Origin of the sequence: Pseudomonas sp. URIL14HWK12:I6, assembly GCF_000514195.1 — a bacterium.
GTDB classification, from domain to species: Bacteria; Pseudomonadota; Gammaproteobacteria; order Pseudomonadales; family Pseudomonadaceae; genus Aquipseudomonas; species Aquipseudomonas putida_A.
In genome coordinates, this window is record NZ_AZVL01000003.1 from 178,637 (window position 1) to 200,403 (window position 21,767).

The window sequence follows — 21,767 nt, forward strand, 5'->3', positions numbered from 1 at the left end:
GCCGCGTAGCGGCCCCACTCTACGTACGACATGAATTGCGACTGCTGCGCAGTCGATCGGGGATAAATCCCCTCGCCACAAATGATCGCTGCATCACGAAGACTCAGCGGTGCAGAACGTACTGGCCGCTGAACGTCACTGCATTCTCATCGCTGTCGGCGTTGACGATTCGCGTATTGAGCGTCAATCGTGCCCGCCCATAACGCTGATACATCGCCAGAAACTTCTTCCAGACCGCCGCTTCCGGTGGCGGACAAATCGCTGTGGCATCACCGGTCACGGGCAGCGGATAACTGATCTGGCCTTCCTGAATCACGATGTGCCCGTCGTCGATGCCTTCTTCCTTCAGGCGCAAATGCAGCCAGCCCCAGCCCGCCAGCACTGCGCCGCAGTAGAGACTGCCGCCGAACATGGTGCTTTTGTGATTGACGTTCGGCTCCAGCGGCAAGTGCAAACTCAACTGCTGCTCGTGCCAGGCGAGGACCTTGAGGCCCATCTCGCGGGTCAGGGGAATGTCGTGATGCAGCACCGATTCCAGATAGTGACTGTCGCGGCTCATTCGGCTTCGTCTCCATGGGCGTTACTGTCGGCGAAATTCAAGCCGTGCTTGCGCAGTTTGTCGTGCAGGGTCTTGCGCGGAATACCCAGGGCTTCGGCGAGGCTGCGCACCGAACTGTGCGAGCGCGCCAGCTCGGCGGCAATCAACGACTTCTCGAAGTTTTCCACTTGCTCGCTCAGGCCACCACTGATGACTTCCACAGCGGTGCCGCCGCCTTCACTTCCACTGTTATCCAGCGCCAGTTCCAGACCGAGGGCGAAGCGCTCGGCAGCGTTCTGCAGTTCGCGCACGTTGCCCGGCCAGGTGTGGCGCAACAGCAAGGCGCGTTGCGCCGGCTGCAGTTCATGCGGTGGCAAGCCATGTCGGGCGCTGGCTTCGTCGGCGTAATGCTGGAACAGCACCAGCGCATCTTCGCCGCGTTCGCGCAGTGGCGGAATGCGCAGCGGTGCAACGTTCAATCGATAGTACAAGTCGGCGCGAAAACGCCCTTGATCGGCAGCCTGACGCAGGTCTTCCTTGGTCGCGGCGATGACGCGGATGTCCAGCGGGATCAACTGATTGCCACCCAGACGTTCGACCACGCGCTCTTGCAGCATGCGCAGCAGTTTCACTTGCACGTCCATGCTCATGCTTTCGATTTCATCGAGGAACAGCGTGCCGCCGTTGGCGAATTCGAACTTGCCGATCCGGCGTTTCTGCGCGCCGGTGAACGCGCCCGGCTCATGCCCGAACAGCTCGCTTTCGACCACCGATTCGGCCAGTGCCCCGGCGTTGATCGCCACGAACGGGCCGTTGCGCCGGCTCGACAAATCGTGCAGCGCACGGGCCACGACCTCTTTGCCAGCGCCGGTTTCACCGAGGATCAGCACGTCCGCCTTGGTCGCCGCCAGCGCGCCGATCTGCTCGCGCAGGCGCAGCATCGGCGCCGAGTGGCCGACCAGTCGCGCGCTCAGTTCGTTGCGATCGCTCAGGGCCAGACGCAAGCTGCGGTTGTCCAGTACCAGCCGGCGCAGGGCCAAGGCGCGGCGCACGCTGTCGAGCAGCGCGTCGCTGGCGAACGGTTTTTCCAGAAAGTCATAGGCGCCGGCACGCATCGCCTGCACCGCCAACGGCACGTCGCCGTGGCCGGTGATCAGCAGCACCGGCAGCTCCGGATCCTGAGCGTGCAATTCGCTTAATAGCTCCAGGCCGTCCATGCCCGGCATGCGGATGTCGCTGACCACCACGCCGGGCCAGTCACGCTCCAGTTGCCCGGCCAGACCTTTGGCTTCGGACAGCGGAAGGATTTTCAGCCCGGCCAGGTCCAGGGTCTGGCCGAGGGCCTGACGCAGGTGCGGATCGTCGTCGATCAACACCACCTGAATGCGATTGTCGATGGTCATGCACTTCGATCCTCGGACGGTTGCAGGCTGACCCCGGGCGCACCGGCGCGCAGCCGCAGGGTGATCAAGGCGCCACCTTGCTTGTGGTTGGCGAACGACAGTTCACCGCCGAAGGCGCGCATCAGGGTTTCACAGATGGCCAGCCCCAGGCCAAGGCCCTGAGTGCGGGTCTTGGTGGTGTAGAAGGGCTCGCTGGCGCGGCCGAGGGCTTCCATGCAAAAGCCCGGGCCGTTGTCGCGAATGTACAGATTGACGCCCTCGGCCGTGGATTCGGCACTCAGCCACAGTTTGCGCGGCGGGCCTTTTTCGGTCAGCGCATCGAGGGCGTTGGCCAGCAGATTGCCGAGCACCTGACGCAAACGGGTTTCCCCGGCCTCGACCCACAGCGTGGCGGCGGGCAGGTCGCGGATCAGTTCGACTTCCATGCTGCGGCGCCGTTTGGCCAGCAATGCCAGCGCATCGTCCAGCGCCGGTTGCAGGGCCACGCTTTCCGGGGCATGGCGGTCGCGGCGGGCGAAGGCACGTAGGTGGGCGATGATCGAGGCCATGCGCCCGGTCAGCTCGCTGATCAGTTTGAGGTTGCCACGGGCGTCGTCGGTGCGTTGATGATCGAGCAGTACTTCGGCGTTTTCCGCGTAACTGCGAATCGCCGCCAGCGGCTGATTGAGTTCGTGGCTGATACTCGCCGACATCGTGCCTAGCGCCGAGAGTTTGCCGGCCTGGACCAGATCGTCCTGAGCGCGCACCAGTTCCTGCTGGGCCTGTTCGCGCTCCAGCACTTCCTGCTTGAGTCGGCGGTTGAGGCCTTCCAGATCGCTGGTCCGCTCGGCCACCCGACCTTCCAGTTCACGCCGGGCCTTGGCCTCGAAGGCGATGCGTTCCAGATAATGCCGGCGACGCTGCATCATCAGCCCCAGCAACAGCATCACCACCAACAGCGTGGCGCCGCCGATTGCGACCACGGTGCGCACCGGACGATCTATCAGCGTGCGCGGGGCAAGAATACTGACGCTCCAGCCGGTTTCGGCGATATCGACGGTTTGGGTCAGCCAGGCGCTGTCGCTGAGGTTCAGCGGACGTGGCTCGCGGGTCGGATAAGGCAGGATGGCGGTGATTGCCGAGCGCTCGGTGTCGCTCAAAATGCGGGTTGAACGAAAGCGCCATTCCGGGCGCGAGGTGAGAATCACCACGCCGTTGTGGTCTGTCACCAACAGTTGTTCCGGGGTTTTGCCCCACAGGCTTTCGGTGTGATCGAGGTCGACTTTGATCACCAGCACGCCGATGATTTTTTCGCCGTTGCGCACTGCGGCGGCGAAGAAATAACCGCGTTTGGCCGACGTGGTGCCGAGGCCGAAGAAACGCCCCAGACGCCCAGCCATGGCTTCGCTGAAATACGGACGGAAAGCGAAATTGCGTCCGACAAAGCTGTCATGTTTGTCCCAGTTCGACGCCGCCAGGGTCTGGCCGCTGGTGTCCATCAGGTACATGACTTCGGCGCCAGTTTGTGCGGCAATGTTTTTCAGCAGGCGGTTGGCATTGCCTTGGGTGACGCCGTCGTCCGGCGCCCCGAGTACGGCGCGCAGGGCCGGCAGGTCGCCGAGAATCTGCGGCAACACTTCATAACGGTGCAGGGTGCCCAGCAGGTTGGCGACGTAGAGGTCGAGGGTCTGGCGGTTTTGCCCGGCCAGTTCGCTGCGGTAATAGCGCTCGGCCAGATGCTCCAGCGGCCACAGCAGCGGCGCCAGACACAGCGCCAGCAGGGCGAGGCTGCGCCAGCGGGGTCTGCGGGGAAGGGTAGGTTTCATGAGCCGAATGCGCCTGTAGTGACAGGCGCATTATGCCTAGGCTCAGGCGAAGACGTCAGCGTCCTTGAGCAAGGCACCGACCTGATCCTTGGCCGACAGCTTCGGCGCTTCGTCCAGTTGCCAGTCGATGCCCAAAGCAGGATCGTCCCAGCGAATGCTGCGTTCGGACGATGGATCGTAGTAGTTGGTGGTCTTGTAGAGGAATTCGGCGAACTCGCTCAGCACCACGAAACCATGGGCAAAGCCTTCCGGAACCCACAGTTGACGGTGGTTCTCGGCCGACAGGCGTACAGCAACCCACTTGCCGAAGTGCGGCGAGCTGCGACGGATGTCCACGGCTACATCAAGCACTTCGCCGGCGGTCACCCGAACCAGTTTGCCCTGGGTATTTTGCAGCTGGTAATGCAGGCCGCGCAGCACGCCTTTCTGCGAGCGCGAATGGTTGTCTTGAACAAACCGGGTGTCGAGCCCCGTCGCATCCTGGAACGCCTTGGCATTGAAACTCTCGTAGAAGAAGCCGCGCTCGTCACCAAATACCTTGGGTTCGATGATCAGAACACCGGGCAGATCGGTGGTGATTACATTCATGAGGTTTTTCCAGATAGGGGTGAATGGCCGACATTCTTGCGCAAAGTGCCGGCGGATGCGAGCGCTTGAATATCTCCGGTCGGGGGTTGCGCATCCACTGCAGCAATGGCGATATAGGCACCTAATAAAATCTCAGGGGTCGTCCCATGCCGCTCGCCACGTTGATTCATCGCGCCAGTTTGCCCAGCCCGCAGGTTTCTGAAGCGCAGGCCCGGCAGTGGTTGGCCGAGCATTACGGGCTCAGCGGCACGCTACAGGCGCTGGGCAGTCAGCAGGACCTGAATTATCGGGTCGACAGTGAGCGTGGGCGCTTTGTCCTGAAAATCTGCCGCGGCGATTATGCACTTGTTGAGTTGCAGGCTCAGCATGCAGGCCTCAAGTACCTTGCCGAGCACTCGTCGGTGCACGTGCCCAGAGTGATCCCGGCCAGTAATGGTGAGGATCTGCTGTCGCTGGAAACCGACGGCGAGCCGGTGCACGTGCGGTTGCTGGACTACATCGAAGGTCAGCCGCTGACCCATCTTGAGCATTTGGGCCATGACGTGGTGGCCGGATTCGGTCGGTTGTGTGGCGAGATGGACCTGGCCCTGGCCGGCTTCGATCACCCGGGCCTGCAGCGCACGCTGCAATGGGACGCCCGCCACGCCAGTGCGCTGATCAGCCATCTGCTGCCGGTGATTCAGGATGAGCGCCAGCGCGCCTTGATCGCGCAAGCCGCCGAACAGGCCGAACGTCGCTTGCAGCCGTTGCAGGACAAGCTGCCGGTGCAGGCGATCCACATGGACATCACCGACGATAACGCTGTCTGGCAACGCGATGCCAAGCGTCATTGGCAATTGCAGGGCGTGATCGACTTCGGTGATCTGGTCCGCACCTGGCGTATCACCGATCTGTCGGTGACGTGCGCGGCGCTGCTGCACCATGCCGGCGGTGATCCGTTTGTGATTCTGCCGGCGGTGCAGGCCTATCACGCGGTCAATCCGCTGCAACATGAAGAGCTGTTGGCGTTGTGGCCGTTGATCGTGGCGCGGGCGGCGGTGCTGGTGCTCAGTGGCGAGCAGCAGGTCAGCATCGATCCGGGCAACACTTACAGCCGTGACAACCTTGGTCACGAATGGGAAATTTTCCACGTGGCGACTTCGGTGCCGCTGGCATTGATGGAGGCGGCGATCCTCACGTCTGTCGGCCAGTCTCTTCCAGCCATCGGCAGTGAAGGCTTCGCACCGCTGCTGCCGGAGTTGGTCGGGCGCGAATTTGCGCTGATCGACCTTGGTGTCCTGAGTCCGCATTTCGAGGCAGGCAACTGGGAGCAGGAGGGTATCGATCAACGACTGCTGACTGAAGCCGCTGCCACGCATGGGCTGGCAGCGAGTCGTTACGGGCAATACCGCTTGTCGCAGACGCGAGTGGACAGCGCGGTCGAACCGGAGACGTTCCCGCTGCACGTTGAGTTGCGCGTGCCGCAGGGCTCGGCGGTGGAAGCGCCGTTTGCCGGTGTGCTGCATCACGCGGCGGATGGTGTGTTGCAACTCGACGGACCGCAGCTCAGCGTGCGGCTGAGGGGCGTGAACGCCTCGCTGCACAGCGGCGCGGCGCTGGTCAAAGGTCAGGTGCTGGGTTCGGTCGACGGTCCGTTGAAGGTACAGTTGAGCCGCGTTGCATCGCTGGATGCGCCATTGTTCTGCAGTCCTGCGCGCGCTGCAGCGTGGCAGGCCCTGTGTCCATCGCCAGCCACTTTGCTGGGTCTGGCCTGCGATGCCGAACCGGAGCTAGATGCGAAAACCTTGCTCGAACGACGCGACGCCAGTTTCGCCCGCACGCAAAAACATTATTACGTCGACCCGCCGCGCATCGAGCGCGGCTGGCGCAATCACCTGATCGACATGCAGGGCCGTTCCTACCTCGACATGCTCAACAACGTTGCAGTGCTCGGCCATGGTCATCCGCGCATGGCCCAAGTGGCGGCGCGACAGTGGTCGCTGCTCAACACCAACTCGCGCTTCAACTATGCAGCCGTGGCGCAGTTCTCCGAACGCTTGCTGAAGCTGGCGCCGGAAGGTATGGATCGGGTGTTTCTGGTCAACAGTGGCAGCGAGGCCAACGACCTGGCGATCCGTCTGGCGTGGGCCTACAGCGGCGGGCGCGACATGCTCAGCGTGCTGGAGGCTTATCACGGCTGGACGGTCGGGGCCGATGCGGTGTCGACCTCGGTTGCCGACAACCCGCGCGCGCTGGAAAGCCGCCCGGACTGGGTGCACCCGGTGGCCGCGCCGAATACCTACCGTGGCGAGTTTCGCGGCCTCGATTCGGCGCCGGACTATGTGCGCAGCGTCGAAGCGCAACTGGCGCATATCGCCGCGCAGGATCGCCAATTGGCCGGTTTCATCTGTGAACCGGTGTACGGCAACGCCGGCGGGATTTCCCTGCCGCCCGGTTATCTGAAGCAGGTTTACGCATTGGTGCGGGCCCAGGGCGGGGTGTGCATCGCCGACGAAGTCCAGGTCGGTTACGGGCGCATGGGCCACTTTTTCTGGGGCTTCGAAGAGCAGGGCGTGGTGCCGGACATCATCACCATGGCCAAGGGCATGGGCAACGGCCAGCCGCTCGGCGCCGTTATTACGCGTCGGGAAATCGCCGAGGCGCTGGAAGCTGAAGGCTATTTCTTCTCGTCGGCCGGCGGCAGTCCGGTGAGCTGCCAGGTCGGTATGGCGGTGCTGGATGTGATGGAAGAAGAAAAGCTCTGGGAAAACGCCCAGGTGGTTGGCGGGCATTTCAAGACGCGGCTGGAGGCGTTGATCGATAAACACCCGCTGGTGGGCGCGGTACATGGTTCCGGGTTCTATCTGGGGGTGGAGCTGATCCGCAACCGCGAGACGCTGGAGCCGGCCACCGAGGAGACCACGTTGTTGTGCGATCGCCTGCGCGAGCTGGGGATCTTCATGCAACCGACCGGGGATGACCTGAACATTCTCAAGATCAAACCGCCGATGGTCACCTCGCGCCGCAGCGTCGACTTCTTTGTCGACATGCTGGATCGCGTGCTCGAAGAAGGTCTGTAAACGCTGCTTTTGTGGGAGCGGGCTTGCTCGCGAATACGGTTCTTCATTCAAAGTTGATATCGACGGATGTGCCGCCTTCGCGAGCAAGCCCGCTCCCACATGGGTTCAGTGCTAATTCGATTTGTATCGGTATTTAACTGTTTTTTTTAGACGAGCGTCATTTTAAAGCATTTAAAATACGATATTTATCGGTTATAAAGTCGCCATTGCTTTGCAACCCTTCGACGGTTCCCTGGAGTCCTGTTCCGATGACCACTTTGAAAAGTACCCCGCGTGACGATGGCTTCTACATGCCGGCCGAGTGGGCGCCGCAGACCCAGATCTGGATGATCTGGCCCGAGCGTCCGGACAACTGGCGCCTGGGTGGCAAGCCGGCGCAGGCCGCGCATGTTGCAGTGGCCAAGGCCATCGCCCGTTTTGAACCGGTGACGGTTGCCGTGTCGGCCGGTCAGTACGAAAACGCCCGTGCGCGCCTCGATGTGCCGAATATCCGTGTGGTCGAGATGTCCAGCGATGACGCCTGGGTGCGTGACACCGGCCCGACGTTCGTCATCAACAACAGCGGCGAAGTGCGCGGTGTGAACTGGGACTTCAACTCATGGGGTGGTTTTGAAGGCGGTCTGTATTCGCCGTGGAATCGTGATTCGCAGGTCGGTGGCAAGATTCTCGAAATCGAGCGCAGCCCGCGTTATCGCACCGAAGGTTTTGTGCTTGAAGGCGGTTCGATTCACGTCGACGGCGAAGGTACGCTGATCACTACTGAAGAGTGCCTGCTCAATCACAACCGCAACCCGCACCTGGGCCGCGAAGAGATCGAAGCGGTGCTGCGCGACAATCTGTCTGTGGATAAGATCATCTGGCTGCCGGATGGTCTGTTCAACGACGAAACCGACGGTCATGTGGATAACTTCTGCTGCTACGTGCGCCCGGGCGAAGTGCTGCTGGCGTGGACCGACGATCCGCAGGATCCGAACTACCCGCGCTGCCAGGCGGCGATGAACGTGCTGCAAAGCAGCACCGACGCCAAGGGGCGCCCGTTCACGGTGCACAAGATGCCGATTCCGGGGCCGCTGTATGCGACCGAAGAAGAGTGCGCCGGTGTCGATCCGGTCGACGGTACGCAGGAGCGCAACCCTTCCGTGCGCCTGGCCGGTTCCTACGTGAACTTCCTGATCGTCAACGGCGGCATCATCGCGCCGAGCTTCGACGATCCGATGGACGCGCCTGCGCGGGAAATCCTGCAGAAGCTGTTCCCGCAGCATGAAGTGGTAATGGTGCCGGGCCGTGAACTGTTACTGGGCGGCGGCAATATCCACTGCCTTACCCAACAGCAGCCAGCCCCGCACAAAGAGTGAGTTGAGACGTAACAGCTTGAGTTGATTCATAAATCGGCCAGGCAAAGATTAGCTTGCTACACATTCAAACAAGCCCGCGGCCCTGTTGGACCGCGGGCTTGTTTGTATCCGCCTGTCGACAAATCGGAAACCTTGGCATAGCTCTTGTATCGGACAAAGTGCACTAGGGAGAGGGGGGAACTTCAACAGTTCTGTCATATACCTTGGATAACGTAGCCGCTCACGAACGGGGAGAGAGCGCTGAAATGAACGCCGAAGTGAACGTAGTCAGCGAGCGGACTTTGCATCCCATGGCCGTCAACGGCGAATCGCTCCAGATTGTCGCGCACTTTTTGAAGTCCAATGGAACGCGTCAGATCAGGGAACCTGATCCGCGCCGGATGATGATCGAGCGCTACCCCGCTGGCCTGTTCAGCGAGGCCGAACTGGAAGCGTTATGGGCTGTGATGGAAGGATAAGAAAAACAACAGGGATTGGTAAAAGCGCTGCCGGGATGGCGGCGCTTTTTTATGCACGATGGAAACCATTGCGAACATTGAACCTGTGGGAGGGGGCTTGCTCCCGAATGCGGTAAGTCAGTGACGATGATGTTGCCTGATTCGACGCCTTCGGGAGCAAGCCCCCTCCCACAGGATTTGTGTGAAATCAGAAGCTGTAAGTACCGGTCATCACCACGCTGCGCGGTGCGCCTGGCTGGATCTGATATTGGCTAGTGGCCGAGGCGTAATACTCGCGGTCGGTGATGTTGTTCAGTGCCGCGCGCAAGTCCCAGTCCTTGAAACGATAGCCGACCAGCGCATCCCAGCGGCCGTAACCCGGCAGCACGGTGGTGTTGGCGTTGTCGGCATAACGCTGGCCGACCAGGGTCAGACCGGTTTCGCCGTACCAGCCCATCTCCGGTTTCCAGGTCAGAAACAGGCTGCCGTTGTGTTTGGCCACGTTGTTGACGCGTTTGCCTTCCAGGCCGTTGTTATCCTTTTCGATGGTGGTGTCCTGCACGCCGACGCCACCGCGCATGTACCAGTTGCCGACCAGTTTGCCGATGGCGGTCAGCTCCACACCCCGTGAGCGCTGAAGACCGGTCATGACGGTCAGGGTCGGATCGTTCGGGTCGCTGGTGCGGCGGTTGTAGAGTTCCAGGTCGTAGACCGCCAGCGTGGTGCTCAAGCGATCATCCAGCCAGTCGCTTTTCACGCCGATTTCTTTCTGTTTGGTCAGCTCCGGACTCAAGTCGTTGCTATTACCGGCAGCCCCCGGGGTGATGCCGATCAGGCCGCCGCCAACGGGCGAGAAGGTCTTCGACCACGAGGCATAGAACGAATGATTCTGCAGCGGCGTCCAGACAATCCCGAAGCGTGGACTGGTGCTGTGGCTGTCGCGATCCTCAGTGAGGTTCTTGAGCTGGTTGGTCGACTCGATATCGAACGTGTCGTAGCGCAAGCCGGCCAGCAGTTGCCATTGATCGTTCAGACGCAACTGATCCTGCACGTACACCGCGCGGCTTTCGACTTCGGTGTGGCTGTCGCTGAACACCTGCATGCTGCCGGTGTGACGGAGATCGCGGTTGGGGTTGAACAGGTCGAGCGATGGCACCGGTTGTGCGCCTGGGGTCTTGCCAGTCGCGGCGTTGTACAACTTCGGATCGCGGCGCTGGCTGCCGATCTCGACGCCGGTCAACAGGCGATGCTCAAGGCCAAAGGTATCGAAACCACCTTCCAGTTCGAGGTTGTTGTAGACGTTGCGGGTGGTCAGATCCTGCTGCCAGTGCTGGCGCGCGACCTTGTTGGTTTTCGGATCGAAGCTGGTCAGGTAGGTGTTGTCGAAATCGCTGTCGAGCTTGAACACGCCGAGGGTCTGGCGCAGCTGCCAGTTGTCGTTGATCTCGTAGGTGAGTTTCGAGCGCAGGGACTGCGCCTTGTCGTCGATGAAATCGTGATCGTTGCCGTAGGTGGTGTCGCGACCGACATCCGCCGGGCGGCCATTCACACCGGGAATGCCGCGATCCGGTGTGCGGTTGTAGCGGCTGTATTCGTATTGCACCAGCCAGTTCAAGTCTGGGGTCAGTTGCCAGCTCATCGACGGCGCGAACAGCTGGCGGTTGCCGCTGACGCCGTCGCGGAAGCTGTTTTCATCCATGTTGCCCATGTTCAGGCGCAGGCTGAGGTTTTCGCTGGGGTCGGTGCTGAGGTCGGCGTACAGGCTGCGCAGGTCGTCGCTGCCGCCTTGGGCTTCGATGGTCGAACGACGGCCGAACTCGGGCAGCTTGCTCACGCGGTTGACGATCCCGCCCTGGCTGCCACGGCCGTAAAGTACCGCCGCCGGACCTTTGAGCACTTCGACCCGTTCGATGTTGTGCAGGTCGCGCTTGTACTGGCTGTCGTCGCGAATGCCGTCCAGATAGAAGTCGTTGCTGGCGTCGAAGCCGCGGATACGCAGACTGTCGAAGCGCGTGTCGGCGCTGCTGCTGACGTTGGGAATCCCGCTCAGGGCGTCACCGATGTCATTGGTGCCGTAGTCGGCGACGTTCGCGGTCTTGATCGAGTCGATGGCCTGCGGCACGTAACGCACCGGGGTCGAGGTGCGGGTCGCAGTGCTGCTGATTTTGACGCGCGGGTCCTCGGCTTGTGCTTCGGCGCTGATCGCGGTGGCAGGCAGTTCGGTGGCGGAGTAAGCAAAACCGCTGGACAGAAAGGCAGACAATCCAAGGGTGACAGGCGTGAGGCGGAACGGGGCAGGCATGGAAAAGCGCATCCGAAAGGGTAAGGAAATTCAAACGCGCGAATGGTAATGCTTTGCATTTGCTCCCGTAATTTATTCCTGAGAAGTTCCCCTGTCAGATTGTTTCAATTTATGTCGATTTCGATACATCCTGACCGGTCGATCCATTCGACCGATTCTCGAAACAGTCTGAGAGCCATTCCGGCGTTTTTCCCCAACACGCGTAGGAATAGTCTGCCGGCATCGAATTTTTCTACTTTGCTGCCGGAGTTCTCCCATGATCCTTCATTACATCTACGACCCGTTGTGCGGCTGGTGCTACGGCGCCAAACCGCTGGTGCAAGCGGCGCAGCAAGTGTTGCCGGTCGTTGTCCATGCGGGCGGAATGATGAGCGGCGCGAATCGCCAGCGCGTTTCGCCGCAACTGCGTGATTACGTCATGCCCCACGACCGGCGCATTGCCGAATACACCGGACAACCCTTTGGCGAAGCGTATTTCGAAGGTCTGCTGCGTGATCAATCGGCGGTTTTCGATTCGACGCCGCCGATCGCGGCGGTGATGGCGGCAGAGTCCATCGACGGTCGCGGTTTGCAGATGCTCGGACGTTTGCAGACGGCGCATTACGTGGAAGGACGGCGGATTGCCGATGAATCCGTACTTTTCGAACTCGCCCGGGAGTTGGGCTACAGCGAGGACACCTTTGCGGCTGCGTTTAAATCCGTTGATACGACAGCGCATGTAAAAGCCAGCCGCGAACTCTTGGCACAACTGGGCGGCCAGGGATTTCCGACATTGGCGCTGGAGCGGGACGGACAATTCACCTTGATCGACATCAGCCCATGGCTTGGCAAACCACAGGCTTTCGCCGACTGGTTGGGGCAAGCGGTGGTCGCGGTTGAGCGGGGGCAATCCGCCGCGCAATGCGGTATCGACGGCTGTGCGTAATCGCACTGGATTCACTGGCTGAGCGCATTTCCGAGCAATGCGCTATCGCAAAATTTACGATTCTTAGACGATTTTTACCTATTTAAAGACGATTCTTGAAATTGACACATTATTGAGGGCGCGGCTACGATTCGGCCCAACGCCTGTGGCCAACCGCCATGACTCAAAAATAATAAAAGGGCCCGACACGGTTTTGCCGTGGGCGGGTCTTTTTGTTTCGGGGTGAAAAAAGAGTGCAATAGCGCCGTTTCAGCCGTTCGACACAGCGCGTTTCAACCCGTAATAAGGAAAACAAAATGTTGAACAAGCGAATCAGTCTGATCGCACTGGGGATGTTGAGTGCCACTTCGGCAATGGCTGACGGCCAGGCCGAATCCAAGGGTTTTGTTGAAGACAGCAGCCTGAAAGTGCTGCTGCGCAATGCCTACATCAATCGTGATTACAAAGACGGCAACCCGGACAAAGCCGAGTGGGGCCAAGCGGCCATCGGTACGTTTTCGTCCGGTTTCACCCAAGGCACCGTGGGTGTGGGTGTGGATGCTTTCGGTCTGTATGCACTGCGTCTGGATGGCGGCAAGGGCCGCAGCGGCGCCGGTGGTATCGACTTCTTCAAACAGGGTGACAGCGGCAATGCGGCTGACGACCTGTCCAAGGGTGGCGCTGCGGTCAAATTCCGCGTGTCCAACACCGTGCTGACCTACGGCGACCAGATGCCGGCCCTGCCGGTGCTGAACTACGACAACTCGCGTCTGCTGCCGGAAAGCTACACCGGTACCTTGATCACCTCCAAAGAGATCAAAGGCCTGCAACTGGACGCCGGTCGTTTCACCGCCGAATCGCGTAAAAGCGCTGAAGGCCGTGACAGCGGTGGTCTGAAGTCGATCAACGTGTTGGGCGGTAGCTACCAGTTCACCGAACAGTTCAAGGCGGCGTTGTACGCTTCCGACGTTGAAGACGTCATGAAGAAGCAGTACGTGAACGCCAACTACGTGTTCCCGATCGACAAGGATCAGTCCCTGACCCTGGACTTCAACGGCTATCGCACCAAGCTCGACAAGTCCTATGCCGACATCAAGAACACCGGCGGCCAGGACAACAAGATCTGGAGCCTGGCGGCCACATTCGCCACCGGCCCGCACTCGTTCACCGTGGCGCACCAGCGCAGTACCGGTGACAGCAACCTGGGTTATCCGTACGGCGGTTATCAGAACGATGGTCGTCGTCAGGGCGACGGTGGCAACACCATTTACCTGGCCAACTCGTACTGGTCGGACTTCAACGCTGAAGACGAGCGCAGCTGGCAACTGGGCTACGGCCTGGACTTCGGTGCCTTTGGCGTACCTGGCCTGAGCTACAACTTTGCTTACGTGCGTGGCGACAACATCACCACCGACACCAGCAGTGGCGGCACCGAGCGTGAGATCTTCAACCAGGTCAAATACGTCGTGCAAAGCGGTCCGGCGAAAGACCTTAGCGTGAAACTGCGCAGCTCGATTCTGCGCGTGTCGCAGAAATCCGCCGACTACAACAGCAGCGGCAACGAAGTGCGTGTGTTCGTGGACTACCCGATCAACATCTTCTGATGAACGATCCGGTGTAAGAAACATGAGAAAACCCCGACTGGCTCGGGGTTTTTTTTCGACGTCTTTTTCGCAAAAACCGTAAAAAACCCGTGTTTTTGTCACGTAAAAGTTGTTTTGAAGCGTCTTCAAGTACCGTTTCAAGCAGGGCTTTAAATGCCTGAAATTCTTTCTCATGGACGCAAATTCTCCACCTAATAGATTAGGCCGCTCAACGCAGCGGAGAATTTGGTAATGATCGTTTTGAACAGAGAAGTGGGCGAATCGCTACGGCGCGACAAATATGTCAACGTCCAGGGTGGTGACTTCAATCTCTACGGTCATTTTGCCGACTTCGTCAGACTGACCAAAAGTTGGGAAAACATGGAGCCAGACAGTTACTACGGTCAGGCCGAAGCCGGCATGCGTTACCGTCGTTACAGCGACTTTGAGTACAACCCGAAAACACGTGAATTGAAGCAACTCGAGCATCGCGCGTACGTGCAGTCGAAAGAGAACAACGCCTACGTGGGCGGTGTTGTGCGGCACTTTCAGGACTTCTCTGATGAAGTGATCACTTCGCCGGTAATGCGCAGCCTGATCGACACCGATTTTGAAGTGTACAAAAGCGTGTTGCCGGAAGAATTGCACGATGAGATTTGGCAGTGCCAGATTCATCAGATCCGCATCGAGATCAAACCCGGCAAGCAACTGGAAATCACCCCGGAAGGGATTCACTGCGACGGCTATCCGTTCAGTGGTGTGCACTTCTGGGGGCGCAACAACGTCGAGGGCGCGGAAAGCCGTTTGTACGATGTTCACGAGCATCAACTGGCGTCGACCACCTACAAGGAAATCCTCGACACCACGTACTTTCTTGATCGCGACATGCGCCATTACGTGACTCCGGCGCGCAACACCCACACGCATGCCATGGCGTACCGGCAGATTCTGGCGATTTCCTTCTCGCGGCCCGGGACCGCTTTCGACATTGTTCGCTAATCAGATCACCCCAATCGATGGCGTCGAGTGCTCGACGCCGGTGGTGCTGCGACGCGCCACCGCCAAGGACGCGCAGCGCATGGAGCGCTTCTTCCGGCAGTTCGACGAAGTGTCGTTCTGCGAATGGCAGGACGCCAAATGCCTGCGCGGTGTATTGATCCAGAAGACCACCACGGCCTATCTGGCCTTCGACGTTGAAGGCGAAATCGTCGGTGCGGTGCTCGGCGGCATGCTCGGTAGTCGCGGCACCATCAACCACTTGGCGGTCAGCCCACGCTATCGCAGTCAGGGCGTCGGCCAGCGGCTGGTGGAAGCGGCGTCATCCGACATGAAACGGGTCGGTGTATTACGGATGTTTCTGTTCGTCGACGATGCTAACCTCGCGGGCAAGCGATTCTGGACTGCCCAGGGTTTTTGCGAACCCCACGGCGAGCGGACATTTGAGAGGGATCTATGAATGAAACGTCCGGCAGTGCGCCGCTGATGGCTGCTCATCAGCCATCGCGCACGTTTGCCGAAGCCAGCCCGGTGGTGGCCGGTTACTTCACGGTGTCGTTCGTGTTCGGGCTGATGGCGGTCAACGCCGGGCTGCCGATGTGGCTGCCGGTGGCGATGTGCTTGTTCGTCTACGCCGGCGCTTCGCAATTCGCCGCACTGGCGCTGATCTCCAGCGGCGCTTCGCTGACCACCATCGTGCTGACCACCTTCCTGATCAATGCGCGGCACATGCTGATGTCGGTGTACATGGCCAAGGCCTTGCGCGCATTGGGGCTCAGCCGCATGGAGCGCTGGGCTTACGCCGGTGGTCTGACCGACGAGTCCTTTGCGTTCCATAGCGTCAAGCTGGGCACCGGCGCGCCGGTCAACATTCGTTACCTGATCGGCTTCAACCTGTTCTGCCACACCTCTTGGGTGCTGGGCGGATTGTTGGGCGCTGTCTGCGCGCAATATGCGTCGCACCTGATCAAATATCAGCTCGACTACGCACTGACTGCGATGATGCTCTACGTGCTGGTGTCGCTGTGCAACACCCGCAACAAACTCATCGCCGCCGCGGCTGCCGTCGTCTGCATGGGCGCGCTGAGCCTGGTCGGCACTTCGCCGTTCAACGTTTTCATCGCCACGTTTGTGGGCTGCGGAGTGGGTGTATGCCTGACCAAACGTTCCTGATTCTGGTGGTCGCGCTGATGATGGCCGTGACCTTCCTGCCACGCGCGCTGCCGCTGCAAGTCAACACCGAGCACTGGCCGCCGTTCGTTGCGCGGGCGCTGGAATACCTGCCGGTGGCGATCGTCGCTGCGATCAGCCTGACACCCTTGTTGATCAAGGATCAGCACCTACAGCTCGATCGCCCGGAATTTTATGCAGCCATTCCGACGTTGTTATGTGCGTATTTCAGCAAAAACCTCTTTCTCAGTGTGGCGGTTGGGACGGCTGCGTACATTGCGCTCGGCTCGTTCATGTAGCGGCAGATCGACCACGTCATTCAGGGCCTGCCCCGACAGGTTCGGGTTGTTCACCGCCAGACGCACTTCGAGGAAATCCTCGAATCCGGGGAAAATCGTCAGGCCGTTCTTTTGCGCGGCCTCACGAGAAACCATGCCCACCGCGTCCATCTGCGTGATCAGCGACAGGGTCAGGGTCTCGCTGCAGGAATAGACCATGCGTTGACCGTTCTCGTGATTGCCCAGTCCGGCGTCGAGAAAACGCAGGAAACTGTGGGAATACGGACAATCTTCCGCAGGACGCACCTGAAACTTGTTGCCCAGCAATGTCAGTGGATCGTTTTCCTGCCCGCAATGCGCACCGACCACCTGCACCTGCACATCCGGCAAAACAATGCTCGGCAAACCCGGCCGCTGCGGGCCGATCAGCACCGCAAGATCAAAGTCTTCATTCTTCAGCTTGCTGAGGTTCTCCATCGACTCGGCGTAGCTGAATTCCATCTGGTAATCGGGAAACACCTCGATCAGGCGTCCGATCATTCGCCGGTTGAAGTCAGACGACAACGTGTTGTTCAACGCAACCTTCAATGTGCGCTGGCCCGGCACCTTGAGCGCCTCGACCTTTTCTTCCATCTGTCGCGTGGCAATCAGCACTTTGTCCATGTAGGGCGTCAGCTCCGTGCCTTGCGGCGTCAGCGTCAGCCCTTTGTTGGAACGTCGAAACAAGCGGAAACCGAACTGCTCTTCGACCTTGTTCAACTGCGCGGCCAGGGCCTGCACAGTCAGGCACGAATGCTCGGCTGCGGCCGACAACGAGCCGGTCTGCACGATGCGCATGAGGTTGCGTAAGGTTCTGCTATCCATGGGTAATGCCCTCTGAAGTGGGCTGGGTATTGTTGTTTACGAGACTGCCGATCCGGCGTCATATGCCGGCTATATTCCAGCACCTGAGCATAGTTGTCGCGGGTTTAGTAGCGAATTGATGTCCCCGCCGATGGCTGGAAGCTGACACAGGATCGGGATTTTTGATGACGTGGGGGTGATTGGGGTCAAGAAAAGTGCGTGGTTTTGGTGCGCAGGGCGGGTTTTTCGAGGAGAAACGGCTTATGGCTCCTGTAATTTCCCCGGCGACATATGCGGATATTTTTCAGCTATGAGCGCGAGTGCCCTTAGCATCAGGGAGGCTTTCCAATTTCTTCGCCACCGGGTTGTTGCGACTCTGGAGCTGCCATTTACGGGGCGCTGAAGAGCGTCCGCATGTGAATGCACATAGGGAAAGTTCGCCAGCACTCCGACCAGGCAAGCGAAATGCTCAAATAAACCAGGCAATAAAAAACCGACATTGCTGTCGGCTTTTTGCTCCCTTGAACAAGGGTAGAGGTCTCACCCGAGCGCTGATTTTCAGGTAATCAACGGGGTTCCTAACGCCGACTATCGCCACCTGATGGCAGTCGGTTTCGCGCTCTTGAGGCAGATCCTCTGCCACGGAACATTAACGTGTCAACTTGGAAATTCTTAGGCGTTTATTCGTATGCGAATAATTTCATGTAAAAAATTCATATGTGTACTACGCTCATCTTGCGGACCCGCTTAGAAGGACGACCATGCCTACCTCATCCCCAGCCCTCACTCCGCGTGAACAACTCGACGTCCCCGAGGCCGGGCGCGTCGCGCTGAAGTTTTTCTTCAATCTCATGGAGCGCTGGGGTTGCAACGCCGAACAGCAGCGCACTTTGCTGGGCGGCGTCGGCAACACCACGTTCTACAAGTACAAACACCTGCCGCCGAACATTCGCCTGCCGCACGACACGCTGGAGCGCATCTCGTATCTGATGGGCATTCACAAGGCCTTGAGCATCATCTTCAGCAACAGTCGCGAGCGTGCTTATACGTGGGTCAGCAGCCCCAACACGGCTGCGCCATTCAATGGTCGAACGGCGCTGGATTACATGCTCGCGGGGAGGGTGGTCGATATCGCCGACGTGCGCCGCTACCTCGACGGGGTGCGCGGTTGAAGGCCCCGCCACTGGCCGAACCGCAATGGCCCAAGGCCTACCGGATCGTCAACAGCAGCTTCCCGCCGATTGCGCTATTTGAAGACGTGCTCGACCCCGAAGACCTGGAAATCGCCTACGCGCTGGAAGCACTGACCAACGATCGCCTGATCGAGCAGGCCGGCGTCCTCGCCCGCGTACGTCCCGAAGACCGACTCTCCGGCCCCGGTTCAACTCCGGTGATGGCGGCGTTTACCCACATCGGCAAAAGCAGCCGCTTCACCGATGGCACCTTCGGCGTCTACTACGCCGCTAGCAGCCAGGCCGCGGCCATCGCCGAAACCTGCTATCACCAGGAGCGTTTCCTCGCGGCCACCAACGAAGCGGAACTTGAGTTGACCATGCGTACTTACGTCAATCGTGTGGTTAAGCCGCTGCATGATGTTCGTGATGGTTTTGCACATTTGCATCAACCCGATCCGGAAGCCTACGGCCCATCCCAGGCATTTGCCCGACAACTGCGCGAGTCTGCATCCTGGGGACTGCTCTACAACAGTGTTCGCCTAACGGGGCACGAATGTGTTGCTGCGTTCCGCCCGCCAGCGGTATCGATTCCGAAGCAGGGTAAGCATTTGCGTTATGTGTGGAGTGCGAGTCAGCGCAGGATTTCGTATGTGTTTGAGATCAGTCAGGTTTGAAGCGCAAAAAGCCCTCGCAGTACCGCGAGGGCTTTTTATTGGCGCTTTACGTCAATGGCTTGCTGTTGGCGCATCCAGTACTTTCACCACATCGTCGATCAGCGCCTTGCTTAACTCCTGCAGGTACTGAGAGGCATAAGCGTGAAGATCCGGATCGCGCGAGACTGAAGTGTCCGCAGTGAGCAATCTTGAGATGTGAAGCAAGTGGGAGGCGTGAGAAAGGGCGGCTATTACCGGCACACCACGATTGGTGCGGAACAGCGCTTGATTGGCCTGGAAGGAAAAGTGCGTAAGGCCTGGGGTTTTCAAATCGAGGTAGTTAGTCATTTCGCTTCACCTGCCCTACGTAAGGCGTGGAGTGAGATGACCGGTGTGGCAGCACGGTGGATTACGGATGGATCGATGGCATTCATTTGTGAACTCCCTGTATCAAATGAGAGCTGCCATTTTCGTTCTCAGGCGAAAGGGTGGCAGCTATGCGCAGGCTGAGAAACCGGAGATACAGGAACCCGGCAGACCCGAAGGTCTCCCACGCACAGCCGCCATTACACGTGAGTGCGGACACAAAAAAGCGCCGGCAATCGTGATTTTGGGCGCTGGTGCGCCTGTATCTTACCCGGGTTCTCAGGCCCGGTCGCTGAATTGGCAGCGACGGGTTTGACGGTAGCTTGCGGAGGACGGGTCCGCAATCGTGGCCAGGTGGTGGCCGTTGCCATCTCTGTGTAGTGCAACACTTATGTTGCGATCGCAGCAAATATGTTGCACATTCGCTTTACCGAAACGGCGAGTGATGCACATGAAGTACAGCGAGTTTCGGCGATGGTTGAAAGCCCAAGGCGTTGAGTTTCAAACCGGCAAGGGCAGTCACTTCAAGGTTTCCTTGAATGGCAAATCAACTGTGTTTCCCGACCATGGAGCCAAGGAAATAGGCGAAGGGTTGAGAAAATCGATAATCAAGCAGCTGGGCCTCAAGGATTGAGACCCGGCTGTACCCATCTGAGGAAGTGTGATGTTCGAATATGCGTTGGAAGTTCACGAAGAGCCGGGCAGTGTCTGGCTGACCTGCGCAGAAATTCCTGAGATGCACGCCGTTGGCGACACCCTCGAGCAAGCGTTGGACACCGCCATTGATGCAATCGAGACGGCGCTCTCGATATACGTTGATGATCGCCGGTTGATTCCGACCGGGCAAGCAGGAGAACAGTCAAGTGACGTCGTATTGCGTCTGCCTGCGCTGACTGCAGCAAAGGTTGCTCTGTGGAATACGCTTTTGGAGTCAGGTTTAAGCAAGGCCGAGTTGGCACGTCGTCTCGGCGTACAACGGCCCCAGGTCGATCGCTTGGTAGATTTTCTGCATCACTCCAAAATCGAGAATGTTGAGCGTGCGTTGCAGCAACTTGGAAGGCGGATTTCGCTTTCGGTTCAAGCTGCATAAGTTCAGCAAGCGAGCGTTGGAGAAAATAGCTGAAGGCGAAGAACAGGCATGGCAAATGAGCTAGAGCGATTTCAGACGGACGTGATGGAATCTGTACGTCAGATGAAGGCTGGAAAGGCCCCGCGCGTAACGCTGCAGCCGCTCTCGGCGGCCACTGAAGAGCAAAGGAAGGCCGGGGTTTCTCAAAGCGTTTTCGCCGACCTAAGCACCGTGGTGACACGATCAAAATAGGTGGGGAAAAATAGAGTCAGACCACAGTCTCAGCTCAAAACGTGGTCTGTCCCTTATTTCCCTGCTTGGGTCTGTTCAGGGAGGACGTTGGCTCGTGCCTTGTCTTGACTGCGCAACCAGCGTTCGGCGTCCTCAAAGGTGTTCATGCAGGTTCTGCCATAAGCCGACAAGGCCAGTATGCTGCGTTGGGTGAGTTGAATGTCAGATGTGCACAGATCGATGAATAACGAGAGCGCGTTTCCGGCCTCCTCAAATGCTTCGCGGATTTCCAAGGCTTTTTTGCATGTGGACATCAGTTGACTCCCTGTTCCATGTTGTCAGGGGCGAGTTTATGCGCAAAACTCTGCGTCAAAATCAACTTCGCGTATCAACTTGTGACGGACCTTCAGCGCTCGCTTATTTGAATTTTGTCGGTGGGGGAGTTCGATATCTCAATTGCTGACAAGGTGCTGAATGGCATGTCTGCAGATTGTTGGCTTTGCTCTATGGGGAGGCCTTTTGCGCTGATGAAGTCAGGCGGTCTTGTGTGTTGCCGATCCATAGCAAAGATCTTTTAGATAGGGTGAGCGCTCATAACCTAAGGGTCAAAGTCATGATCACTCAGCCGTAGCGCTTTTTATATTCAAACGCCAGAAACAACAAAGCCCCTGCATTTCTGCAGGGGCTTCGTTTTGTATGGTGCCGGCACCAGGAGTCGAACCCGGGACCTACTGATTACAAGTCAGTTGCTCTACCAACTGAGCTATACCGGCGTGTGGGCGACGATTATAGCGATTGGGTTGGTTCTGTAAACCCCTGAATTCAGACTATTTTTACGCAGGCGCTGGATTAGGCTTGGCGTGAGTGGTGTCGCCGAGTTTTTAGCCGCAAAACCGAGGTGCTACGCGATCAAGCCAGAATGAGCGTGAGGGCAGGATTTCTGCACCGTTCAAGCACCCATTTCACCCGTTTATGTCGTTTTGATTGGAAGCTTATGCACAACGGATGTGCG

At 59.0% G+C, this 21,767-nt stretch carries 21 protein-coding genes and 1 tRNA gene; 13 read left to right on the plus strand and 9 right to left on the minus strand.

The window, feature by feature from the left end:
* Nucleotides 1-103 precede the first annotated feature (103 nt).
* From H043_RS0106790 to rfbC, 4 genes are read right to left on the minus strand one after another with little or no spacing between them, the layout of a single operon-like run.
* A complete protein-coding gene (locus tag H043_RS0106790) occupies nucleotides 104-559 on the minus strand; it encodes a YiiD C-terminal domain-containing protein (protein ID WP_027611225.1) in 456 nt (151 codons plus the stop codon).
* Complete coding sequence (locus H043_RS0106795; protein ID WP_027611226.1) at nucleotides 556-1,941, minus strand: sigma-54 dependent transcriptional regulator; 1,386 nt, start codon at nucleotides 1,939-1,941, stop codon at nucleotides 556-558. Before H043_RS0106795 ends, H043_RS0106790 begins: the two co-directional genes overlap by 4 nt.
* Nucleotides 1,938-3,746, minus strand: a complete 1,809-nt coding sequence (locus tag H043_RS0106800; protein WP_027611227.1) for an ATP-binding protein — start codon at nucleotides 3,744-3,746, stop codon at nucleotides 1,938-1,940. Before H043_RS0106800 ends, H043_RS0106795 begins: the two co-directional genes overlap by 4 nt.
* A 42-nt stretch (nucleotides 3,747-3,788) precedes the next feature.
* On the minus strand, nucleotides 3,789-4,334 hold the full coding sequence (gene rfbC / locus H043_RS0106805; RefSeq protein ID WP_027611228.1) for a dTDP-4-dehydrorhamnose 3,5-epimerase: 546 nt from the start codon (nucleotides 4,332-4,334) through the stop codon (nucleotides 3,789-3,791).
* Nucleotides 4,335-4,480: 146 nt separating this feature from the next.
* On the opposite strand from rfbC, the gene H043_RS0106810 reads away from it, so the two are divergent.
* From H043_RS0106810 to H043_RS0106820, 3 genes are all read left to right on the plus strand, one after another.
* Nucleotides 4,481-7,393 (plus strand): aminotransferase, encoded by a 2,913-nt coding sequence (locus tag H043_RS0106810; RefSeq protein ID WP_027611229.1) that lies wholly within the window; start codon nucleotides 4,481-4,483, stop codon nucleotides 7,391-7,393.
* Nucleotides 7,394-7,641: 248 nt separating this feature from the next.
* On the plus strand, nucleotides 7,642-8,748 hold the full coding sequence (aguA, locus tag H043_RS0106815) for an agmatine deiminase (RefSeq protein WP_027611230.1): 1,107 nt from the start codon (nucleotides 7,642-7,644) through the stop codon (nucleotides 8,746-8,748).
* 245 nt (nucleotides 8,749-8,993) lie between these two features.
* Nucleotides 8,994-9,206 carry a hypothetical protein gene (locus H043_RS0106820; RefSeq protein ID WP_007961849.1) on the plus strand — a complete coding sequence of 71 codons (213 nt, stop codon included), beginning with the start codon at nucleotides 8,994-8,996 and terminating at the stop codon, nucleotides 9,204-9,206.
* A gap of 187 nt (nucleotides 9,207-9,393) precedes the next feature.
* Here H043_RS0106820 and H043_RS0106825 read toward each other — a convergent pair whose 3' ends face one another.
* On the minus strand, nucleotides 9,394-11,487 hold the full coding sequence (locus H043_RS0106825) for a TonB-dependent siderophore receptor (protein WP_027611231.1): 2,094 nt from the start codon (nucleotides 11,485-11,487) through the stop codon (nucleotides 9,394-9,396).
* A gap of 256 nt (nucleotides 11,488-11,743) precedes the next feature.
* On the opposite strand from H043_RS0106825, the gene H043_RS0106830 reads away from it, so the two are divergent.
* From H043_RS0106830 to H043_RS0106855, 6 genes are all read left to right on the plus strand, one after another.
* Nucleotides 11,744-12,412 carry a DsbA family protein gene (locus H043_RS0106830; protein ID WP_027611232.1) on the plus strand — a complete coding sequence of 223 codons (669 nt, stop codon included), beginning with the start codon at nucleotides 11,744-11,746 and terminating at the stop codon, nucleotides 12,410-12,412.
* 296 nt (nucleotides 12,413-12,708) lie between these two features.
* Nucleotides 12,709-13,995 carry an OprD family porin gene (locus tag H043_RS0106835; RefSeq protein WP_027611233.1) on the plus strand — a complete coding sequence of 429 codons (1,287 nt, stop codon included), beginning with the start codon at nucleotides 12,709-12,711 and terminating at the stop codon, nucleotides 13,993-13,995.
* A gap of 231 nt (nucleotides 13,996-14,226) precedes the next feature.
* On the plus strand, nucleotides 14,227-14,973 hold the full coding sequence (locus H043_RS0106840; protein ID WP_003220699.1) for a 2OG-Fe dioxygenase family protein: 747 nt from the start codon (nucleotides 14,227-14,229) through the stop codon (nucleotides 14,971-14,973).
* A 79-nt stretch (nucleotides 14,974-15,052) separates the two neighbouring features.
* A complete protein-coding gene (locus tag H043_RS0106845) occupies nucleotides 15,053-15,430 on the plus strand; it encodes a GNAT family N-acetyltransferase (RefSeq protein ID WP_003220700.1) in 378 nt (125 codons plus the stop codon).
* A complete protein-coding gene (locus H043_RS0106850) occupies nucleotides 15,427-16,143 on the plus strand; it encodes an AzlC family ABC transporter permease (RefSeq protein ID WP_027611235.1) in 717 nt (238 codons plus the stop codon). The genes H043_RS0106845 and H043_RS0106850 overlap by 4 nt, the downstream gene beginning before the upstream one ends.
* Complete coding sequence (locus H043_RS0106855; protein ID WP_003220702.1) at nucleotides 16,122-16,439, plus strand: AzlD domain-containing protein; 318 nt, start codon at nucleotides 16,122-16,124, stop codon at nucleotides 16,437-16,439. The genes H043_RS0106850 and H043_RS0106855 overlap by 22 nt, the downstream gene beginning before the upstream one ends.
* Here H043_RS0106855 and H043_RS0106860 read toward each other — a convergent pair.
* Nucleotides 16,356-17,282, minus strand: a complete 927-nt coding sequence (locus H043_RS0106860) for a LysR family transcriptional regulator (protein WP_007961685.1) — start codon at nucleotides 17,280-17,282, stop codon at nucleotides 16,356-16,358. The two genes, H043_RS0106855 and H043_RS0106860, sit on opposite strands and share 84 nt — an antisense overlap.
* 740 nt (nucleotides 17,283-18,022) lie before the next feature.
* Here H043_RS0106860 and H043_RS0106865 point away from each other — a divergent pair.
* Complete coding sequence (locus H043_RS0106865) at nucleotides 18,023-18,433, plus strand: MbcA/ParS/Xre antitoxin family protein (protein ID WP_007961687.1); 411 nt, start codon at nucleotides 18,023-18,025, stop codon at nucleotides 18,431-18,433.
* Nucleotides 18,430-19,110 (plus strand): RES family NAD+ phosphorylase, encoded by a 681-nt coding sequence (locus H043_RS0106870; RefSeq protein WP_027611236.1) that lies wholly within the window; start codon nucleotides 18,430-18,432, stop codon nucleotides 19,108-19,110. The genes H043_RS0106865 and H043_RS0106870 overlap by 4 nt, the downstream gene beginning before the upstream one ends.
* A gap of 51 nt (nucleotides 19,111-19,161) precedes the next feature.
* Here H043_RS0106870 and H043_RS0106875 read toward each other — a convergent pair whose 3' ends face one another.
* On the minus strand, nucleotides 19,162-19,437 hold the full coding sequence (locus H043_RS0106875; RefSeq protein ID WP_027611237.1) for a DUF3077 domain-containing protein: 276 nt from the start codon (nucleotides 19,435-19,437) through the stop codon (nucleotides 19,162-19,164).
* Between the two features lie 469 nt (nucleotides 19,438-19,906).
* Here H043_RS0106875 and H043_RS0106880 point away from each other — a divergent pair, with 469 nt between their 5' ends.
* Together H043_RS0106880 and H043_RS0106885 are read left to right on the plus strand one after the other, a co-directional pair.
* A complete protein-coding gene (locus H043_RS0106880; protein WP_027611238.1) occupies nucleotides 19,907-20,089 on the plus strand; it encodes a type II toxin-antitoxin system HicA family toxin in 183 nt (60 codons plus the stop codon).
* A 30-nt stretch (nucleotides 20,090-20,119) separates the two neighbouring features.
* Nucleotides 20,120-20,545, plus strand: a complete 426-nt coding sequence (locus H043_RS0106885) for a type II toxin-antitoxin system HicB family antitoxin (RefSeq protein WP_027611239.1) — start codon at nucleotides 20,120-20,122, stop codon at nucleotides 20,543-20,545.
* A gap of 284 nt (nucleotides 20,546-20,829) precedes the next feature.
* Here the strand turns inward: H043_RS0106885 and H043_RS0106895 are convergent, their stop codons facing one another.
* Both H043_RS0106895 and H043_RS0106900 read right to left on the minus strand, forming a co-directional pair.
* The gene (locus H043_RS0106895) at nucleotides 20,830-21,069 is read right to left on the minus strand and encodes a hypothetical protein (RefSeq protein ID WP_027611240.1); all 240 of its coding nucleotides are present in this window, start codon (nucleotides 21,067-21,069) and stop codon (nucleotides 20,830-20,832) included.
* A 383-nt stretch (nucleotides 21,070-21,452) separates the two neighbouring features.
* Nucleotides 21,453-21,528 (minus strand) — tRNA-Thr (locus H043_RS0106900).
* Nucleotides 21,529-21,767: the final 239 nt, after the last annotated feature.

Excerpts from the sequence above, each read along its gene's own strand:
- H043_RS0106830 (WP_027611232.1), top strand. The coding sequence starts at position 11,744 with ATGATCCTTCATTACATCTACGACCCGTTGTGCGGCTGGTGCTACGGC.
- H043_RS0106855 (WP_003220702.1), top strand. The coding sequence starts at position 16,122 with ATGCCTGACCAAACGTTCCTGATTCTGGTGGTCGCGCTGATGATGGCC.
- H043_RS0106800 (WP_027611227.1), bottom strand. The coding sequence starts at position 3,746 with ATGAAACCTACCCTTCCCCGCAGACCCCGCTGGCGCAGCCTCGCCCTG.
- H043_RS0106850 (WP_027611235.1), top strand. The coding sequence starts at position 15,427 with ATGAATGAAACGTCCGGCAGTGCGCCGCTGATGGCTGCTCATCAGCCA.
- H043_RS0106895 (WP_027611240.1), bottom strand. The coding sequence starts at position 21,069 with ATGTCCACATGCAAAAAAGCCTTGGAAATCCGCGAAGCATTTGAGGAG.
- rfbC (WP_027611228.1), bottom strand. The coding sequence starts at position 4,334 with ATGAATGTAATCACCACCGATCTGCCCGGTGTTCTGATCATCGAACCC.
- H043_RS0106820 (WP_007961849.1), top strand. The coding sequence starts at position 8,994 with ATGAACGCCGAAGTGAACGTAGTCAGCGAGCGGACTTTGCATCCCATG.
- H043_RS0106860 (WP_007961685.1), bottom strand. The coding sequence starts at position 17,282 with ATGGATAGCAGAACCTTACGCAACCTCATGCGCATCGTGCAGACCGGC.
- H043_RS0106875 (WP_027611237.1), bottom strand. The coding sequence starts at position 19,437 with ATGACTAACTACCTCGATTTGAAAACCCCAGGCCTTACGCACTTTTCC.
- H043_RS0106880 (WP_027611238.1), top strand. The coding sequence starts at position 19,907 with ATGAAGTACAGCGAGTTTCGGCGATGGTTGAAAGCCCAAGGCGTTGAG.
- aguA (WP_027611230.1), top strand. The coding sequence starts at position 7,642 with ATGACCACTTTGAAAAGTACCCCGCGTGACGATGGCTTCTACATGCCG.
- H043_RS0106810 (WP_027611229.1), top strand. The coding sequence starts at position 4,481 with ATGCCGCTCGCCACGTTGATTCATCGCGCCAGTTTGCCCAGCCCGCAG.
- H043_RS0106885 (WP_027611239.1), top strand. The coding sequence starts at position 20,120 with ATGTTCGAATATGCGTTGGAAGTTCACGAAGAGCCGGGCAGTGTCTGG.
- H043_RS0106865 (WP_007961687.1), top strand. The coding sequence starts at position 18,023 with ATGCCTACCTCATCCCCAGCCCTCACTCCGCGTGAACAACTCGACGTC.
- H043_RS0106825 (WP_027611231.1), bottom strand. The coding sequence starts at position 11,487 with ATGCCTGCCCCGTTCCGCCTCACGCCTGTCACCCTTGGATTGTCTGCC.
- H043_RS0106840 (WP_003220699.1), top strand. The coding sequence starts at position 14,227 with ATGATCGTTTTGAACAGAGAAGTGGGCGAATCGCTACGGCGCGACAAA.
- H043_RS0106845 (WP_003220700.1), top strand. The coding sequence starts at position 15,053 with ATGGAGCGCTTCTTCCGGCAGTTCGACGAAGTGTCGTTCTGCGAATGG.
- H043_RS0106835 (WP_027611233.1), top strand. The coding sequence starts at position 12,709 with ATGTTGAACAAGCGAATCAGTCTGATCGCACTGGGGATGTTGAGTGCC.
- H043_RS0106790 (WP_027611225.1), bottom strand. The coding sequence starts at position 559 with ATGAGCCGCGACAGTCACTATCTGGAATCGGTGCTGCATCACGACATT.
- H043_RS0106795 (WP_027611226.1), bottom strand. The coding sequence starts at position 1,941 with ATGACCATCGACAATCGCATTCAGGTGGTGTTGATCGACGACGATCCG.